Origin of the sequence: Plesiomonas sp. ZOR0011, from assembly GCF_000800945.1 — a bacterium.
GTDB lineage: Bacteria > Pseudomonadota > Gammaproteobacteria > Enterobacterales > CAMTGL01 > Plesiomonas > Plesiomonas shigelloides.
Map to the genome: position 1 here is coordinate 1 of NZ_JRKB01000037.1, position 18122 is coordinate 18122.

General features: G+C 53.0%; 13 protein-coding genes and 2 pseudogenes. 8 read left to right on the plus strand and 7 right to left on the minus strand.

The genetic code is table 11. The features are described 5' to 3' along the window. From L975_RS07040 to ald, 4 genes are all read right to left on the minus strand, one after another. On the minus strand, positions 1–823 hold an 823-nt coding region (locus L975_RS07040), incomplete at its 3' end, for an ABC transporter transmembrane domain-containing protein (RefSeq protein WP_047707903.1). Positions 824–825: 2 nt separating this feature from the next. After that, a complete protein-coding gene (gene cydD, locus L975_RS07045; protein ID WP_047707906.1) occupies positions 826–2643 on the minus strand; it encodes a cysteine/glutathione ABC transporter permease/ATP-binding protein CydD in 1818 nt (605 codons plus the stop codon). A gap of 335 nt (positions 2644–2978) precedes the next feature. Continuing rightward, positions 2979–3935 carry a thioredoxin-disulfide reductase gene (trxB, locus tag L975_RS07050; RefSeq protein ID WP_047707908.1) on the minus strand — a complete coding sequence of 319 codons (957 nt, stop codon included), beginning with the start codon at positions 3933–3935 and terminating at the stop codon, positions 2979–2981. A 160-nt stretch (positions 3936–4095) separates the two neighbouring features. Next, positions 4096–5223: an alanine dehydrogenase gene (gene ald / locus L975_RS07055; RefSeq protein ID WP_039045322.1), complete on the minus strand. Its 1128-nt coding sequence runs from the start codon at positions 5221–5223 to the stop codon at positions 4096–4098. A gap of 153 nt (positions 5224–5376) precedes the next feature. Between ald and lrp the strand changes: the two genes are divergently transcribed. From lrp to L975_RS07090, 8 genes and pseudogenes are all read left to right on the plus strand, one after another. Beyond that, on the plus strand, positions 5377–5871 hold the full coding sequence (gene lrp / locus L975_RS07060) for a leucine-responsive transcriptional regulator Lrp (RefSeq protein ID WP_010861779.1): 495 nt from the start codon (positions 5377–5379) through the stop codon (positions 5869–5871). Between the two features lie 195 nt (positions 5872–6066). Further along, a pseudogene (locus tag L975_RS18715) lies at positions 6067–6561 on the plus strand (DNA translocase FtsK 4TM domain-containing protein); the annotation flags it as partial. A gap of 2085 nt (positions 6562–8646) precedes the next feature. Next, positions 8647–10173, plus strand: a pseudogene (locus tag L975_RS18720) (DNA translocase FtsK); the annotation flags it as partial. A gap of 398 nt (positions 10174–10571) precedes the next feature. After that, on the plus strand, positions 10572–11183 hold the full coding sequence (gene lolA, locus L975_RS07070; RefSeq protein ID WP_039045320.1) for an outer membrane lipoprotein chaperone LolA: 612 nt from the start codon (positions 10572–10574) through the stop codon (positions 11181–11183). Between the two features lie 168 nt (positions 11184–11351). Next, the gene (locus L975_RS07075) at positions 11352–12692 is read left to right on the plus strand and encodes a replication-associated recombination protein A (protein ID WP_047707950.1); all 1341 of its coding nucleotides are present in this window, start codon (positions 11352–11354) and stop codon (positions 12690–12692) included. Positions 12693–12795: 103 nt separating this feature from the next. Then, the gene (gene serS, locus L975_RS07080; RefSeq protein ID WP_039045318.1) at positions 12796–14085 is read left to right on the plus strand and encodes a serine--tRNA ligase; all 1290 of its coding nucleotides are present in this window, start codon (positions 12796–12798) and stop codon (positions 14083–14085) included. A gap of 321 nt (positions 14086–14406) precedes the next feature. Beyond that, positions 14407–15231: a hypothetical protein gene (locus tag L975_RS07085; protein WP_010861773.1), complete on the plus strand. Its 825-nt coding sequence runs from the start codon at positions 14407–14409 to the stop codon at positions 15229–15231. Between the two features lie 245 nt (positions 15232–15476). Then, entirely contained in the window at positions 15477–15917 is a 441-nt protein-coding gene (locus L975_RS07090) for a LexA family transcriptional regulator (protein ID WP_052181326.1), read from the plus strand. 188 nt (positions 15918–16105) lie between these two features. Here L975_RS07090 and nth read toward each other — a convergent pair whose 3' ends face one another. The 3 genes from nth to rsxG are packed head-to-tail and all read right to left on the minus strand — an operon-like array spanning position 16106 to position 18121. Beyond that, positions 16106–16738 (minus strand): endonuclease III, encoded by a 633-nt coding sequence (nth, locus tag L975_RS07095; RefSeq protein ID WP_047707910.1) that lies wholly within the window; start codon positions 16736–16738, stop codon positions 16106–16108. Positions 16739–16762: 24 nt separating this feature from the next. Further along, positions 16763–17464, minus strand: coding sequence for an electron transport complex subunit E (locus L975_RS07100; protein WP_010861770.1), 702 nt, complete (start codon positions 17462–17464; stop codon positions 16763–16765). Between the two features lie 27 nt (positions 17465–17491). Beyond that, positions 17492–18121: an electron transport complex subunit RsxG gene (gene rsxG / locus L975_RS07105; RefSeq protein WP_010861769.1), complete on the minus strand. Its 630-nt coding sequence runs from the start codon at positions 18119–18121 to the stop codon at positions 17492–17494. Position 18122 lies beyond the last annotated feature (1 nt).

The window sequence follows — 18122 nt, forward strand, 5'->3', positions numbered from 1 at the left end:
GATTGCCGCCGACATGCTCGGCGGCTAGCCACAGCATCAGAACGGCGGTTAGGCCGGATGCCAGTACCACCAAACTTTGTGACCACGCAGCAAGCGAAGCTTCTTGCGCCTGACGTTGCTGCCATTGACGCTCGGTCGCATCCAGTTGCTCACGAACACGGCGCAGGGCGCCGAATAACACCAGCTCCGCATTGGCTTGCAACCATTCCACCAGTTGCACCCGATAGCGGCTGCGCTGTGCGGTAATATCGCGTCCGATCGGTTTACCAGCATGGTAGAAAATCACCGGCAGGATCAGCAGCAAGGCCAGCATGATGCCACCCAAGGTCAGCGCCAGACGGGTATCCAGCAACGAGAGCAGCAAAGTGGTACTGCCGATCACCACCAAGGCGGAGAGCAAGGGAGAGATCAGCCGCAAATAGATGTGGTCGAGGGTATCGACATCCGCCACCAAGCGGTTTAACAGCTCGGTACGACGAAAACGCGCCAGACCACCCGGTGACAGCGGGATCAAACGGCTAAAGCAGAACACCCGCAGACGTGTCAGAACACGAAACGTGGCATCGTGCGAGACTACGCGCTCAAAGTAGCGGGTCGCGGTGCGGCCAATGGCCAAGCCGCGCACCCCGCCCGCAGGCAGCATATAGTTGAAAGTTTTAGCGGCGATAGTCATCCCCGCCAGCGCAGAGGCAGCAAGGAACCAGCCAGACAACGCCAACAGGCCGATACTGGCACCCAGCGCCAGTATCGACAAGAGAATGCCTAGGGTCATGCGGATCCAGTGACGGCGGTATAAAACAAGAAACGGCAGTAATACACGCACGGTCAAATCTCCTGGTTACGGTTGGCTAGCATGGCGGCAAAAGGGCCATCGCTACTGCTCAGTGTGGCAAAATCGCCTTGCTGAACCAGCTTGCCGTGATCCATCAGCCAGATTTGATGGCAATTGCGCACATCCTCCAGCCGGTGGGTGATCATAAAGGTGGTGCGCCCTTGGGCGGCGTGCGACAGCGCTTGCATCACCAGCTGCTCACTGCGCGCATCCAGACTGGCGGTCGGTTCATCCAGCAGCAAAAATTCGCCACCGCGCAGTAGCGCACGCGCTACGGCAATCCGCTGCGCTTGACCGACAGATAATCCTGCACCTTCATCGCTGACTGGGGTATCCAGCCCTTGCGGCAGACGGGCGATAAACTCATCCGCGTGCGCCGATGCGGCGGCGCGCTGAACCTCCGCCTCTGATGCGAGTGGTGCTCCGAGCAGAATATTGTCGCGAATCGTACCTTGCAGCAGGCGCGGATTTTGTCCGACCCATGCCAGATGGTCGCGCCAGCTTTGCGGATCAAGCTCGCTCAGCTCTTGGCCGTTCACCTTGAGTGAACCGCGGTAGGGCAGAAAGCCCAGCAGCACATTCATCAGTGACGTTTTCCCTGCGCCACTGCGCCCTACGAGCGCAATCTGCTCGCCTGCTAAAATCCGAAAATCAAGCGGACCGGCTAACACCGTTCCTTGTGGCGAGAGGATCTCAAGATTTTGCGCCCAGATATGCGGCATATCGGATGCGTGCTCGGCACTTGGCTGGCTGTTTTCATGCGCTGAACCAGCAGCTCGTGCTTGATACGGTTTATCTCCTTGGGCGGGTGTTTGCGCTTCTGCTGACAGGAAATCGACCAGAGTTTCGGCTGCACCAACCGCCTGCGCCTTAGCATGATAGAAGGTGCCTAAATCACGCAGTGGCTGGAAAAATTCTGGCGCCAAGATCAGGACCAGAAAACCGGCAAACAGGGTGACGCCCTGACTGTAATGGCCAAAGTTCAGCTCACCCAGATAGGAGAAACCAAAGTAAACGGCAACAATGGCAATGGAAACGGAGGTAAAAAATTCCAGTACGGCCGAGGACAGGAAGGCCATGAACAGCACTTCCATGGTGCGCTCACGAAAATCTTCCGCATCATGGCGGATATGATTCACTTCTGCATTTGCGCGGTTGAATAAACGCAGCGTTTCCAAGCCGCGTAAGCGATCTAAAAACGAGCCACTCAGGCGAGCCAGTGCCTGAAAATTACGCCGGTTAGCATCGGCGGCGCCCATCCCAACCAGTGCCATGAAAAATGGGATCAGTGGGGCAGTGACCAACAAAATCACCCCTGCCGCCCAGTTAATGGGGAAGACCACGCACAGCACGATCAGTGGGATAAATACGGCCAGATACATTTGCGGCAAATAGCGCGCAAAGAAATCCTGCATGTTTTCCACTTGTTCCAGCACCATGCTGGCCCAACTGCCGGCTGGTTTGCCGTTGATCCACGCTGGCCCCAGCTTTTCCAGCCGGTCGAGCACCAGTGAGCGAATTTGGCGACGCACTTCCATCCCGCAGTAAAAGGCGCAGCGTTCGCGCAAGCGGGTGACGATCGCCCGTAGTACCACGGTACCAACCAGCATCAGGAAATAGCGGCTCAGAGAGTCGCGCGGTTGTTGCAAGATAATCAGGTCATTAAGTAAAACGGCCAGTAACCAGGCCTGTAATGCGATGAGTAATCCGGAAACCACACCCAGCAGCATGGTCAGGCTTTGCCAGCGGCGTGCCAATTTACTCTGCTGCTTTAGCCAGCGAGTCAGCTCGCGTTGTTTGTTTTTATCCATGATGTGTGCAGTGTCTTAACCTACGGGGTTCTGGCTCATGACGTGTCTGCTTTGATGATTGGGTGGGTTTGACTCACCACACCGGCGTCGTATCAAAGTGTTATTGCCAAGCTTTGGGGTAAAAGCTCGCACGCCAAAAACGCAAAACCGAAAAACAACCGCTGCAAAAGACGGGATCCAATGCATCGGCCGTCAATACATAAACGGGAGCAAACTGCTCCCGCTTGCAGGAGGCGTATTCGTTATTTGAACTCAATGCGCAATGGTGTATGTGCTACACAGCATGTGTACACATGCATTACATATGCGCATAGTGAGCACAAATAGCGCACCAATTATTTGGTTAACGCATCCAGATAACGCTCTGCATCCAGCGCCGCCATACAGCCGGTACCGGCAGAGGTGATGGCTTGACGATAAATGTGATCCATCACGTCACCGGCAGCGAACACGCCCGGAATGCTGGTTTGGGTGGCGTTACCTTCGGTGCCTGATTGCACTTTGATGTAACCGCCATTTAGCTCCAGCTGACCTTGGAAGATCTCGGTATTTGGGCGGTGGCCAATGGCGATAAACACCCCGTTGACTGCCAGATCGTCGGTACTGTTGTTATCCACGTGACGCAGACGCACGCCGGTGACGCCCATGTCATCACCTAGCACTTCATCCAGCGTGCATTGGGTATGCAGCACGATGTTGCCGTTGGCTACTTTGTCCATCAGACGCGAGATCAGGATTTTTTCCGCCCGGAAGCTATCACGACGGTGGATCAGGTGTACTTCAGCCGCGATGTTAGACAAGTACAGCGCTTCTTCTACTGCGCTGTTACCGCCACCTACCACCGCCACTTTCTGGTTGCGATAGAAGAAACCATCACAGGTTGCACAGGCGGATACGCCACGGCCTTTGAACGCCTCTTCAGATGGCAGGCCCAGATAGCGAGCCGAAGCACCGGTTGCGATGATCAGCGCATCACAGGTGTACTCAGTGCTGTCACCGTACAAACGCAGTGGCTTAGATTGCAGGTCAACCTTATTAATGTGGTCGAAAATAATTTCGGTGTTGAATTTCTCAGCATGATCACGCATGCGCTCCATCAGACCTGGGCCAGTCAAATCGCTGGCATCACCTGGCCAGTTTTCCACTTCGGTGGTGGTGGTCAGCTGGCCACCTTGCTGCATGCCAGTCACCAGCACAGGATTCAGGTTAGCGCGAGCGGCATACACAGCCGCGGTATAACCGGCTGGGCCTGAACCAAGAATCAGTAATTTGCAATGTTTTGTCGATGTCATTGTTATTCTCCACGTACGACAGGTGTATGCCCGATTGTAGGTAAATTGGATACGCAAAAACAGCAAAAAAGCGTGGCAAAAAAACAAATGTGTCAGCTACGCTTCGCTGCTGGGCAAAACCCAGAGCGAAGCATTACGAGGGAAGGGCAAATCAGCGCTGTTACGCGCGTGCGGCATTGAGGATTTGGCTCAGTGGGGTAAAGCTGCGCTCTTGGCTACGCGCCACCGGCTCAGAAATCAATTGGCTACGGTACACACTCAAACCGTTGGCCAGATGGGGATTAGCGCGCATGGCCGCGATGGCTCCTTGATTAGCCAATGCCTGCACGAAAGGTAGCGTGGCATTACACAGCGCTTGGGTTGCAGTTCGGGCAACTGCTCCCGGCATGTTGGCTACGCAATAATGAATAATGCCTTCTTCGGTATACAGAGGTTCGGCATGCGTGGTCGGGCGTGAGGTGGCAAAGCAGCCACCTTGGTCAATGGCGACATCTACCAGCACCGAACCGCGCTTCATCAGACGCAAATCTTCGCGTGATAACAGTTTGGGCGCGGTTGCGCCGGGGATCAGTACCGCGCCAATCACCAAATCCGCCTCTTGGATATGCGCCTGAATCAATTGGCTAGAAGGGATTAGCAGTTTCACACGCCCAGCAAACTCACTATCTAAACGGCGTAATGTTTGGATATTGTTATCAAACAGCGTGACATCAGCGCGTAGGCCACAGGCCATGCGCGCGGCATTAGCACCCACCATGCCACCGCCGAAAATCACCACGCGGCCGGGTTCGGTACCCGGAACGCCGCCTAATAACACCCCGGAGCCGCCTTGTGCCGTTTCTAGCGCATGCGCGCCGGCTTGTACTGACATACGCCCAGCAATTTCTGACATCGGCGCTAACAGGGGCAAACCACCGCTATTGTCGGTAACGGTTTCGTAAGCGATGCAAATTGCATCACTTTGCAATAAATCGTGCGTTTGCTCCAGATCAGGAGCCAGATGGAGATAGGTAAAAAGCAGTTGTCCGGGTCTGAGTTTGGTACGTTCTACTGTTTGTAGCTCTTTTACTTTGACAATCATCTCTGCATTTGCGAAAACATCATCTGAGGAAGAAACGATACATGCTCCCGCAGCAATGTAATCTTTATCGGTAAATCCGATATGAGTGCCAGCATGGGATTCAACAAGGACTTGGTGCCCGTCGGCAACCAGTGTTCTGACTCCCGCAGGGATCATGCCAACGCGATATTCATGGTTTTTGATTTCTTTCGGGATGCCGATAATCATCTGAAACCCTCATGGTTAATGGTGAATCAGGCGGTGTAATAACAGAAACGCTGGTTATGTTGCTAGTATATAACGAGTAGGTTGGCAGAGTGTTTCTTTTTTCGAGCTCAAGCAGCAATTAATTCACGCAAGGACGTAAACGGGTGGAACAAAATGGTAGAGAATAAAAAGCGGCCAAGCAAAGATCTCGACAGAATCGATCGTAATATTCTGAACGAGTTACAAAAGGACGGGCGTATCTCCAACGTTGAATTATCAAAGCGAGTGGGTCTGTCACCAACCCCGTGTCTTGAACGGGTTCGGCGTTTAGAGCGTCAGGGTTTTATTAATGGCTATACTGCATTATTGAACCCGCATTATCTGGATGCATCCCTGCTGGTGTTTGTGGAAATTACCCTGAACCGTGGGGCAGCCGATGTATTTGACCAGTTCAATGCGGCGGTACAAAAGTTAGAAGAGATTCAGGAATGCCATCTGGTATCCGGTGATTTCGACTACTTGCTGAAAACCCGTGTGCCAGATATGTCGGCATACCGTAAGCTGCTGGGGGAAACCCTGCTGCGTCTGCCGGGTGTTAACGACACCCGAACTTATGTGGTAATGGAAGAGGTCAAACAGACTAACCGTCTGGTGATTAAAACCCGTTAAGCATGAGAGATGCAAAACAAATTCAGCTTGGTTAAAATACTGGTCATTCATCCAGACTGAAACGCTCGAGCGGCTTTTGCCGCTCGGCGTATTTTTGGTCTTTAGCTATTGCCTCCTGGAGAGACATACTTGAGCCAGGTACTTGTGGAAAAGAAAATCAGAAACAGTAAAAAACTGAGTGGATTGCACCGCATCATGGAAGCGATTCTGATTGTCGGTGTTGTGTTTGCGGTTTATATGATGGTGGCCCTGCTCAGCTTTGATCCCACAGATCCCAGCTGGTCTCAGGCTTCGTGGCATGATGCAGTCAAAAATATTACCGGCAGTGTCGGTGCATGGATTGCCGATGCGTTATTTTTATCTGTCGGAGCTCTGGCCTATACCATACCTCCTATTTTAGTGATTGCGGCTTGGGTGTTATTTCGCCGCCGCAGTGACGATGAACGCTTCGATTTTCTCAATTTGGCATTACGCCTGATTGGCGTCGTATTACTGATTGGCGCGTCCTGTGGATTAGCCGCGATCAGTGTCGATGATTTCTATTATTTCCCGTCCGGTGGTTTTATCGGTGCGGCCATCAGTGATTACACTGTCCCTTGGTTTTCCCGTATTGGCGCTACGCTAATTTTGCTGTGCGTGTGGGCGGCGGCGGTGACTCTGTTTACCGGTTTGTCATGGTTGACGTTGGCGGAAAATATTGGTTCTGCCATCTTAAATCCAGTGGCTTTTATTACCAATGGTGCGCGCAGTCGTAAACAGCAAGCGGAAGACGATGAGTTCGTTGCCGATGATGATGTTGCCGATCTGCCGCCTGCGGATGAAGATGATATTTTGCTGGGTAAGCAAGAGCCGACAATACCGCCGATGCGTCCTCTTAGCGCTTATGATGATGAGAGTGAATTAGATGCGGCGCCGACGCCGAGCGGTAATAGTGCGGATAAAAGTCAGGCGGCAACGCCAGCAAACCAACCTCAGCATGCTCAGCCAGTGTCGGCTGCTGCTATTGCTGCTGGCGCGGCTACCGTAGCGCCTGCGGGGCAGGCTGCGGCAAGCAGTGCGATGACAAATGCACATGCTACAGCTCCGCACATTACAGCGACGAACGCTACGCCTAGCCATAGCGTGGCGCAGAATCTGGCTGTAAACAATGCACCCGCGGTGCATAGCCCTGTAGCCCGTAAGCCAACGGTCTCTTTCTCGGCGGCGGATGATGAGCAGGGCAGTGACTATACGCCGGTATCGATGTTTACCGATGCGAATAACCACGCGAATGCGAATTCTGAGAGCAATTCTGCCGCGAGCCAAGACGCGAACGACGATAACTGGTTTGAACCGAAGATTGATTTCGCTGGCCTTGATGATCTGATCAAGCAAGAAGAGCCGGTCAATCCTCGGGCCGCAGAGTCAAGTTCTGCACCAGCGCATCAGTCTAACCAAGCTGCGGGAATGTCTACTTCGGCATTTTCACGCAAGCCGGCCAGTGTTGATGCAGCTTTTGACGTGGACGATGTGTTGCCGTCATTTGGCTCCGCGTTGGCCGATGATCCATTTATGCCAGCGTCTGGCTCGGCGTCTGCGGGTCTGCAAGCCGCCTCTTTGGCGGGGATGGTCGCTGCGGGTGCCGCTTCAGCTGCAACCTCTGCACCGGCCGCTGCGGCAACGGCGTCTGCTGTTGCTGGTGGATCGACCGCGTTTGGTTTCGCTGATAGCGGTGCTAGCGATACTGAGACGCCTGCTGCGCGGCCGCAGGTGAAGCCGAACGTGCCTGAAATGCCACGTCCGAATCCGGTGAAGATCCCGACCCGCCGCACGTTAGCATCGCTTGGCATTAAGTTGCCGTCTGAGCGTATGGCTGAGCAGCGTGAACGTGAGATGTTGGAGCAACGGGAGCGGGAGCAGGCCGAGCGTCAACGCGCCGAAGAGGCGTTGGCGAAAGAAAAATCCCTGATCCCTGGCGTAGAAATTCCTTCTTTCTTTAATGCGTTGGAAGACGATACCTCGGCGTTTTCGTTCAGTGCTCGTGATGACGAGCCTCAGGTGAGCGTGCGTCCAGCCTCTGCTGCAGCGGAGTCTAATGCCGCAGACGCGGCGAGCGAGATATCTCCGACTTTGTCTACTTCACCGGTCTCGCCAGCGGCGAATGCTGCGGCAAGCTCTTATGCGGCTCGTGGCGCACAAGTGGCCGAAGACGATGATAGCCACATGCCATCATTCTCAGCCATTCAAGATGATCGTGATGAATCGGTAGCAAACGAGCAATTTGCGGCTGACGCGCAAGCTGATGATGAGTCGGATGAGGACGCGCAGTTCAACGCACGGTTACGCGCCGAATTTGAAGCGCGTGAACAAGAGCGTCTGGCGCGTGCGGTGGAAGCGGTACGCCGACCTTTGCAGACGGAAACCTCCGCGTTAGTGCGTCCGCAAACAAGCCGTGAGCCTGTCGCGCCAACACATGCGACAAGCAATCCGATGACGCACACCGCGGCACCGTTTACCTTTGAGCCGGTGCGTGAAGAGCCGTCCATGGATGACTCTGTGAATGATGTGGCAGCTGATGAGCCTGCTGCACCACACGCTTTTGCATCAAAACCGTCGACATCGAGCGCATCGGCATTCATGCCGGCTACAGAGTCTGCAGCGGCTTTTACTCCGGCAGGGAAGGCTGAACCGGAGCAGGATGACGCAAACGACGAGGCGAACAGCGAACAGCAATTCCATGCTGCTGAAATTATGCGGATGCGCAAGCGCGCAGAGCAGGAGCACATGGCTTTTTTGCACCCGTTCTTGATGCCACAAGAAGATGTGATGCCAAAGCCGACCACGCCATTGCCGACGCTGGACCTGCTGGCTGAGCCGCCGCGTAACAATATGCCGGTGAGCGAGCAAGAGCTCGAGATGACGGCGCGCTTGGTGGAAGCGCGTCTGAACGATTACCGCATCAAGGCTGATGTGGCCGAGATCTCTCCGGGGCCTGTGATCACACGTTTTGAGCTGGATCTGGCTCCGGGCGTGAAGGCCGCGCGCATCTCCAATCTGTCGCGTGACTTGGCGCGAGCGCTGTCAACAACGGCGGTGCGGGTGGTGGAAGTTATTCCGGGTAAATCCTATGTGGGATTGGAGTTGCCGAATAAAGATCGCCAAACCGTTTACCTGCGCGAAGTGCTGGACTGCGATAAGTTCCGTCAGAGCGCATCACCACTGACCGTGGTGCTGGGTAAAGACATTGCCGGCGATCCGGTGATTGCTGACTTGGCGAAAATGCCGCACTTGCTGGTGGCGGGTACTACCGGCTCGGGTAAATCGGTCGGCGTGAACGCCATGATCTTAAGTATCTTGTATAAAGCGACGCCAGATGAAGTGCGCTTTATCATGATCGACCCGAAAATGCTGGAGCTGTCAGTCTACGAAGGTATTCCACATCTGTTGACCGAAGTGGTCACCGATATGAAAGATGCTGCCAACGCGCTGCGTTGGTGCGTGGGCGAGATGGAGCGTCGTTACAAACTGATGTCGCTGCTCGGCGTGCGTAATATCAGCGGCTATAACGATCGGGTGGTGGAAGCGGAGAAGATGGGCCAACCAATCCCTGATCCGTTGTGGCGTCCGGGCGATAGCATGGATCCGATGCCGCCAGCGCTGACCAAACTGCCATACATCGTGGTGATGGTGGATGAGTTCGCCGACCTGATGATGGTGGCCGGTAAGAAGATTGAAGAGCTGATTGCGCGTCTGGCGCAAAAAGCACGCGCCGCGGGTATCCACTTGGTGCTGGCAACGCAGCGTCCGTCAGTGGATGTGATCACCGGTCTGATTAAGGCCAACATCCCAACGCGGATTGCGTTTACCGTATCCAGCAAAATTGACTCGCGCACCATTTTGGATCAAAGCGGCGCTGAAAGTCTGCTGGGGATGGGGGATATGCTCTATCTTCCGCCGAACTCATCTATTCCTGAGCGGGTGCATGGTGCTTTTGTTCGCGATCAGGAAGTGCATGCGGTCGCCCAGGATTGGAAAGCGCGTGGTCGTCCACAGTATATCGATGCCATTTTGGCCGGCGATAGCAGTGAAGGCGGCAACGGCTACGACAATATGGATGAAGAGCTGGATGCCCTGTTTGATCAGGCGGTACAGTTCGTTACGGAAACGCGCCGTGGCTCTGTCTCTGGTGTACAGCGTAAATTCAAGATTGGCTACAACCGCGCGGCGCGGATCATCGAGCAGATGGAAGCGCAGGGGATTGTGAGTGCGCCGGGCCATAACGGTAACCGTGAAGTGCTGGCTCCGCCGCCAATCAGAGATTAAAACGTTAACGGTACATAGCGCGGCCAGTGCTAATACCTAGACTTGATAAAATCGAGCGTAGGTAATAGAGCTGGCCGTTGCACAATTTCGCATCTCATGCTGGACACTAAATGCAAACTATACCCAAACAACGTGAAGTTGCAGGTAGGCGGCAAGTGAGTGAATCCCCATGGGCATAGGCAAACTATGTGATTGGGGTGAACGAACATTGGTGTGAACGAACGTAGTCAACACCGCTGCAGCTTCAAGTAAGAAGGGTATACATGGTCTAAGTGTGCTAGCGATAAATGTTCAACATGATGATGCGCTATACGATTATGAGTGCGCAGTGCGTGCGTTAACCGACGTTTAAACGGTGACCGCTGACACTGGCCTTGATGGCAATGAAGGGAGTGACAATGAAAAAGTGGTTTATCACCTGCGGTATTGTTCTCGGCATGATGTCATCCACGGCATGGGCTGATGCCCGTTCTGATTTGCAGAGCCGACTGGGAAAAATTAATTCATTCAGCGCCTCGTTTGAACAGACTGTGACCGGTCCGAGCGGCGCGGCGATCCAACAAGGCGAAGGCAAACTGGCAGTGACGCGCCCAAATCTGTTTCGCTGGGAAGCTAAAACACCAGACGAAAGCCTGCTAGTGACTGACGGCAAAACCTTGTGGTTTTTCAATCCGTTTGTTGAACAAGTCACGATTAGTAATCTGAAAGATGCGACCAGCAATACACCGTTTGTCCTGCTGACGCGTAACAATCCTTCCGATTGGGCCAAATACAACATCACCCAGAAAGGCGATCAGTTCACGCTTAAGCCTATCAAGTCTGATGGCAACATGAAGCAGTTTGACCTGACTGTCACTCCGGCCGGGGTGATCAAAGGTTTCTCAGTGGTGGAAATGGATGGTCAAAAGAGCCAGACCGTTTTGAATCGCTTCTCCACATCGGCGGTGAGCAAGTCACAGTTTAGCTTTACTGTCCCGAAAGGGGTTGAGATTGACGATCAGCGTAACTGATAGGTCACCATTGCCGCGCTCCGACTGATATGGGCTCGGTTGTTCATTGGTTGTTGCCATAAACACTGTGAACAATATTGCGATCAACAACCTCGCGCGGCAAACCAGATCTACAAATACTTGTGACATGTAAAACGCGGAAAAGAATTCAGCAAATAAGGCTGCGTGGTGAGTAATTTATCTTTGGATTTTGCGGCAGATTTTCAGCCGCTGGCCGCACGGATGCGTCCGCAGACACTGGATCAGTATATTGGTCAGGCACACCTGCTCGCGCCGGGAAAACCGTTGCGCCGCGCAGTTGAGGCAGGTCATCTGCACTCGATGATCCTGTGGGGGCCTCCGGGTACCGGAAAAACCACCTTGGCAGAAGTGATTGCGCGCTATGCCAATGCCGATGTCGAGCGCGTGTCGGCGGTGACATCGGGTATCAAAGAGATCCGTGAAGCGATCGAGCGTGCTCGGCAAAATCGCGATCGGGCGCGGCGTACTATCTTGTTCGTCGACGAAGTGCATCGGTTCAATAAAAGTCAGCAAGATGCGTTCTTGCCGCATATCGAAGATGGCACGATCACGTTTATTGGGGCGACGACCGAAAACCCGTCTTTTGAACTCAATAACGCACTGCTATCTCGTGCGCGGGTTTATCTGCTCAAATCCCTCACCGAAAACGATATTCTGGCAGTGCTTGAACAAGCCATGCAGGATAACGTGCGCGGTTTAGGCGGCCAGAATATTGAACTGCCGCCTGACACGGCTTTAGCACTGGCGCAGCTGGCGAACGGCGATGCGCGAATGTCCCTTAATTGCCTAGAGCTGATGGTGGACATGGCCGCCGAGCAACCGGACGGCCGCAAAATTCTGACTCCAGAGTTACTGCGCGAGGTCGCCGGTGAGCGCAGTGCGCGCTTTGATAATAAAGGCGACCGCTATTACGACCTGATTTCTGCCCTGCACAAATCCATTCGCGGCTCTTCTCCGGATGGTGCACTCTATTGGTATGCCCGCATTCTGACCGCCGGTGGCGATCCGCTCTATGTCGCACGGCGGTTGTTGGCGATTGCTTCGGAAGATGTGGGCAATGCTGACCCGCGTGGGATGCAAGTGGCGATCGCTGCATGGGATTGCTTTACGCGCGTTGGACCGGCGGAAGGCGAGCGCGCCATTGCTCAGGCGATTGTGTATTTGGCCTGTGCACCGAAGAGCAATGCAGTGTATACCGCATTCAAAGCGGCATTAGAGGATGCGAAACAGCATCCTGATTACGATGTACCAGACCATCTGCGCAATGCGCCAACGCGATTGATGAAAGAGATGGGGCTCGGCGCGGAATACCGTTATGCCCACGATGAACCGAATGCTTATGCAGCCGGAGAGAGTTATTTCCCTCCTCAATTGCAGGGTACGCGTTACTATCATCCGGTTGCGCGTGGGCTGGAGAGCAAGATTGCTGAAAAATTATCCTGGCTGACTCAGCAGGATCAAAATAGCCCGATAAAACGCTATCAGTAACTTAGCCTTTGCGTTAATGTGTGTAATATAGGGTGCAGGTCTGCACCTGTTAGTCTTTTAACAGTCTATAAATTTCTCTAAAACGATAAAAAGCGGGATAAAAATGCTCGATCCGAATCTGTTACGAAACGAGCTGGACGTGGTGGCCGAGAAGCTGGCCCGTCGCGGCTTCAAACTGGATGTTGATACACTCAATGCCCTGGAAGAGAAACGTAAAGTTCTGCAGGTAAAAACAGAAAATCTGCAAGCTGAGCGTAATGCTCGTTCCAAAGCGATTGGTTTGGCTAAATCGCGTGGCGAAGATATTCAGCCATTGCTGGATGAAGTTGCTTCCATGGGAAGTGAGCTGGATGCAGCAAAGGTTGAGCTGGATCAGCTGCAGGAAGAGTTACGCGGTATTGCGCTGAGCATCCCGAACATTCCTTCAGATGAAGTCCCGACTGGTAAAGACGAAAACGATAATCAGGAAGTCCGCCGTTGGGGTACACCGCGTCAGTATGATTTCGACGTGCGTGACCACGTTGATCTGGGCGAAATGGCTGGCGGTATGGATTTCGCGGCTGCGGTTAAGCTGACCGGTGCACGTTTTGTGGTACTGAAAGGCCAAATCGCTAAGCTGCACCGTGCGTTGACCCAGTTCATGCTGGATCTGCACACCACCGAGCACGGTTATCTGGAAACCTATGTTCCTTATCTGGTGAACCAGGAAACCCTGTACGGTACTGGTCAGCTGCCGAAGTTTGGTAACGATCTGTTCCACACCAAGCCGCTGGAAGAAGGCGATCCAACTTTTGCGCTGATCCCAACCGCAGAAGTGCCAGTGACCAATTTGGTTCGTGGTGAAATTCTGGAAGAAGAATCTCTGCCTCTGAAGATGACTGCGCACACGCCGTGCTTCCGCTCTGAAGCGGGCTCTTATGGCCGTGATACCCGTGGTCTGATTCGTATGCACCAGTTTGATAAAGTTGAGCTGGTTCAAATCGTGCGTCCAGAAGACTCCATGCAGGCGTTGGAAGAGCTGACCGGCCATGCTGAGAAAGTACTGCAGCTGCTGGGTCTGCCATACCGTACCGTGCTGCTGTGTACTGGCGACATGGGCTTTGGCTCTCACAAAACTTACGATCTGGAAGTATGGCTGCCAGCGCAGAATACCTACCGTGAAATCTCCTCTTGCTCCAACATGGGCGATTTCCAAGCACGTCGTATGCAAGCGCGTTGCCGCTCTAAGACCGATAAGAAGCCACGTCTGGTTCACACCCTGAATGGCTCAGGTCTGGCAGTTGGCCGTACTCTGGTCGCGATTCTGGAAAACTATCAGCAAGCTGATGGCCGCATCGAGATCCCAGAAGTTCTGCGCAGCTACATGGGCGGTTTGACCCATATTGGTGGTTAATCCCTCCATGCTGTATCGCCCAACATAGGGCGCAGTATCGAAATACTAAAAACCCGCTACGGCGGGTTTTTTTATACCTACGTTTTATTTGTCCAGTTTATGGCTTGCTCAGGAGCTAGCCGGTGAAAAGACGCTGATGGCAGCTTATCGAGATGCTGCTATCCCCTTGCTAACCAGTGGCAAATTGTCAGAGCCTGACTACCCTTACCACATATGCTCGGCAGTAAAATCGGACTGTGTCAGGCGCATTCATCGGCTTACACACTCGGGTGCGATAGCTGCGTTTAGCAATAGTCGCGTTTTGCGATAGGGGAAGCGAAGATGAATGATCCAGATTTCTTTCTAGGCACTGACAGCACCGTTCTGTGTGGTTTATTGCTAGCGTTGATGTTGCTGGCATCAGTGATTGGCTTTACTGTCGGGCGCTTGCGCCACAGTGAAGATGATACCAATGGTGCGACGGTGCAGATTGAGTCGGCGCTATTTGGTCTGCTCGGGCTATTGCTAGCGTTTACGTTTGCAGCCGCGGCGAGCCGTAACGAAACGCGCAAAGAGCTGATGGTGGATGCCTCTAACGCGATTGGCACGGTCTATCTGCGTACGTTTCTCTACGAACCACAAACCGGAAGTACGCTGCGCGTGCATCTGAAAGACTATCTCGACCAGCGCATTGCGTATTATGACGTGCGCAGTGATATTGCTGCGATTCGGCAGGTATTAGCCAAAACCGATCAGCTACAAAATCAGTTGTGGGGGCAGGTGATGCAGGCGTCACGTCAACAGGAGCATTATCTGGCGTCGATGCAGATGATCCCGGCGATGAATGAGATGTTTGATTTGGCCAGCAGCCGCCTCTCGTATGATCGTACGCATATCCCCGATATTTTGCTGATTGTCCTCACTATTCAGGCTCTGGCTGCGGCATTTGCGAATGGCTATAACAGTTCAAAGAGTCGGCACTTTAACTTCTTTGCGTCGATTGGTTTTGCACTGCTAACGGTGATGGTGGTGTACCTGATTTTGGACTTGGATAGACCTCGGCGTGGCATCTTGAACTTAGATGTGCAGCAGCAACTGTTTACGGAGCTAAGGAGCAAAATGGATGCGGATGCCAAATTAGCTCTGCCTTTCTCAAAGCCGCAGTAACCTAAAAAATATCTTTACGCTCAAGCTGTTGCAACGGTTTGTGGATGAGCAGCTTGAGCGTTGAGCGGTGTTTATATCAGCAATGAGTGAGTTACTTCGGCAAGTATAGGCGCGTGGATATGATACTGTATGAGCCGGATAACAATACTGTATATCCATACAGAAAAATGTAAAATTAGGCTTGCAACGAAAGCGGATAGTGCTTATCTTATACTGTATAAGCATACAGTGTTTGAGAGGCTATCATGGAACTGAGCATTTCCCGACCCGATGATCTGTTCACCTACCGTCCAGTGGCATTTTTTAATGATACAGAGTCGTCGTTATTGTCCTCACCGTCTTTGGTGTCTGGCCGGCAGCGTCTTGATCTCAACTTACACTGTATCAAACGACCGGATGATACCTTTTTCGTCCGTATCAGCGGGCTGTCGATGGTCGACTCAGGCATTCGCCCAGGCGATATTCTGGTCGTAGACCGTATTTTAGCGCCGAAAAAAGGTGATTTGGTGGTGATGATGGAGCAAGGCGAAGTCGTGGTGTATGAGTTGCAGGTAAAACCTGAACTGAAATTGCTATCACTGAGCGCCGATCACGCTGATCGCGTGGGTATGGAAAGTCTGTCTGAATTGCAGCAGATGGGGCAAGTGGGCATTGTGACCAGCATTATCCATCATATCCGCCAGTGATATGTAACATGCTTAACGAAATGCGTGGCACAGGGAAGGCGGTAAGCGCACTAGCACCTCTAGCACCTTTTAGATACTAGGTGACTGGTAGAGTCCGGTATTGCTCGGTGCGAGTACCGCCAGAAGTAAGACTGGCCTTGTGTCCTACGGGTATAGCGCCTGTAAAATCTGTGGAGCCTTTGACGCAGTTACTCGGTCTTTTCCTTGAATTCACACAAGTCTTCGATGATACACGAGCCACAGCGTGGTTTACGGGCGATGCAGGTATAACGCCCGTGCAGGATCAGCCAGTGGTGCACATCCAGCTTAAATTCAGCTGGGACGACTTTGAGCAGCTTTTGCTCCACCTCATTGACGTTCTTACCCGGTGCAAATCCCGTACGATTAGAGACGCGAAAAATATGCGTATCGACTGCAATGGTCGGCCAACCAAAGGCGGTGTTCAGAACCACGTTAGCCGTTTTGCGGCCAACGCCCGGCAAGGCTTCCAGTGCTTCACGATCCTCTGGTACTTCCCCTTGATGCTGTTCTAACAAAATCCGGCAGGTCTTGATGACATTTTCTGCCTTGCTGTTAAATAGCCCAATGGTTTTGATGTACTCCTTGAGCCCATCTACGCCTAAATCCAAGATAGTCTGTGGTGTATTGGCGACCGGATAGAGCTTATCGGTCGCTTTATTCACACTTACATCGGTGGCTTGCGCCGACAGCATCACCGCTATCAACAGCTCAAACGGCGTACTGTATTTCAGTTCAGTGGTAGGTTTGGGATTCTCTGCCCGCAGGCGTTCTAAGATCTCGATCCGTTTCTTCTGATTCATTACTGCCGCTTTAGCTGTGTTTGATTAATGACAACTGTGAATTTTCTTCAGATCGTCCGCCGAAGCTGAAGGCGCTGGCGTGGCAGCGCGATTTTTCATGCGCTGGTCGATCATGTATTTGGCCGCAAGCATCAAACCTAAGCCGATAAATGCGCCAGGAGGCAAGATGGCCAGCAGGAAACTGTTGTCTAGATGGAAGACCTCAATGCGCAGCACTTTGGCCCATGAGCCCAGCAGTAAATCGGCACCATCAAACAGCGTCCCTTTACCGATGATTTCACGCAGGCTTCCCAGCACAAATAAAGCTAAGGTTGCGCCTAAACCGGTAGCGAAACCGTCGAGTGCCGAGTCAGCCACGTTGTTCTTGGCGGCAAAGGCCTCGGCACGACCGATCACGATACAGTTGGTGACGATCAGCGGGATAAAAATCCCCAGTGACTGGTACAGTCCAAATGCATAGGCGTTGATCAGCAGCTGTACTGCCGTAACCACTGATGCGATGATCATGACGTAAATCGGGATCCGAATTTCACTCGGCACCCACTGGCGAATCGCTGAAATCACTACGTTAGTACAAACCAGCACCAACATGGTGGCCAGACCCAGCCCTAGCGCGTTGGTCGCGGTTGAGGTCACGGCCAAAAGAGGGCACAGGCCGAGCAGCTGAACTAGGGCCGAGTTATTCTTCCACAGACCTTGAACGAGAATGTCACGTGAATTGTTCATATACACTCCGGTGATGCTGGCCGTGAATTATTCGCCACAATCAGGTTGCTGAGTAAACAGCGCCTGACCATGGTGACGGACATAAATTAGCGTGTTCTTCACGCCACCGACAACGGCACGTGGGGTGATTGTCGCGCCGGTAAATTGGTCGAACATGCCGCCATCTTTGCGTACTGCCCAACGAGGGTCGTTATCGTCATGCAGCACTTTGTCTTTAAAGCTTAAGATCCAATCAGAGATCCGCAGATCGATTTTATCTCCTAAGCCCGGTGTTTCGTGGTGTTCGAGCACGCGAACCCCCAACGATTCGCCACTGAGGGTTGCGCCAACCATCAACTGAATCGCACCGGAATAGCCGTTCGGCGCGGTGCTTTCGATAGCCAGAGCCACTGGTTTGCCATCTAAACGCGCCAGATAGGCTTTGTGTGGGACGGCTGAGCCGAGCAGGGCGGGATCAGTTACCATGACACATTCTTTGAGAGGGTCATTGTTGTACAGGTTAGAGGGCAATACCTGATTGAGCAGGATCTTTTGCTGCTGCTTGGTTTGTTCGGCAATGCGATCTGCCGTAAGCAGATTGACGACCACGACAGTGCCAACGGCAATCAAGGCAAAGACGGCCAGCGTAATACCGTGCCGGCGCATGGTTGGTAACATG

What these genes read in the sequence shown, in the direction of transcription:
- L975_RS07085 (WP_010861773.1), top strand. Translation starts at nt 14,407, where the DNA reads ATGAATGATCCAGATTTCTTTCTAGGCACTGACAGCACCGTTCTGTGT.
- L975_RS07090 (WP_052181326.1), top strand. Translation starts at nt 15,477, where the DNA reads ATGGAACTGAGCATTTCCCGACCCGATGATCTGTTCACCTACCGTCCA.
- L975_RS07100 (WP_010861770.1), bottom strand. Translation starts at nt 17,464, where the DNA reads ATGAACAATTCACGTGACATTCTCGTTCAAGGTCTGTGGAAGAATAAC.
- cydD (WP_047707906.1), bottom strand. Translation starts at nt 2,643, where the DNA reads ATGGATAAAAACAAACAACGCGAGCTGACTCGCTGGCTAAAGCAGCAG.
- nth (WP_047707910.1), bottom strand. Translation starts at nt 16,738, where the DNA reads ATGAATCAGAAGAAACGGATCGAGATCTTAGAACGCCTGCGGGCAGAG.
- rsxG (WP_010861769.1), bottom strand. Translation starts at nt 18,121, where the DNA reads ATGTTACCAACCATGCGCCGGCACGGTATTACGCTGGCCGTCTTTGCC.
- lolA (WP_039045320.1), top strand. Translation starts at nt 10,572, where the DNA reads ATGAAAAAGTGGTTTATCACCTGCGGTATTGTTCTCGGCATGATGTCA.
- lrp (WP_010861779.1), top strand. Translation starts at nt 5,377, where the DNA reads ATGGTAGAGAATAAAAAGCGGCCAAGCAAAGATCTCGACAGAATCGAT.
- trxB (WP_047707908.1), bottom strand. Translation starts at nt 3,935, where the DNA reads ATGACATCGACAAAACATTGCAAATTACTGATTCTTGGTTCAGGCCCA.
- ald (WP_039045322.1), bottom strand. Translation starts at nt 5,223, where the DNA reads ATGATTATCGGCATCCCGAAAGAAATCAAAAACCATGAATATCGCGTT.
- serS (WP_039045318.1), top strand. Translation starts at nt 12,796, where the DNA reads ATGCTCGATCCGAATCTGTTACGAAACGAGCTGGACGTGGTGGCCGAG.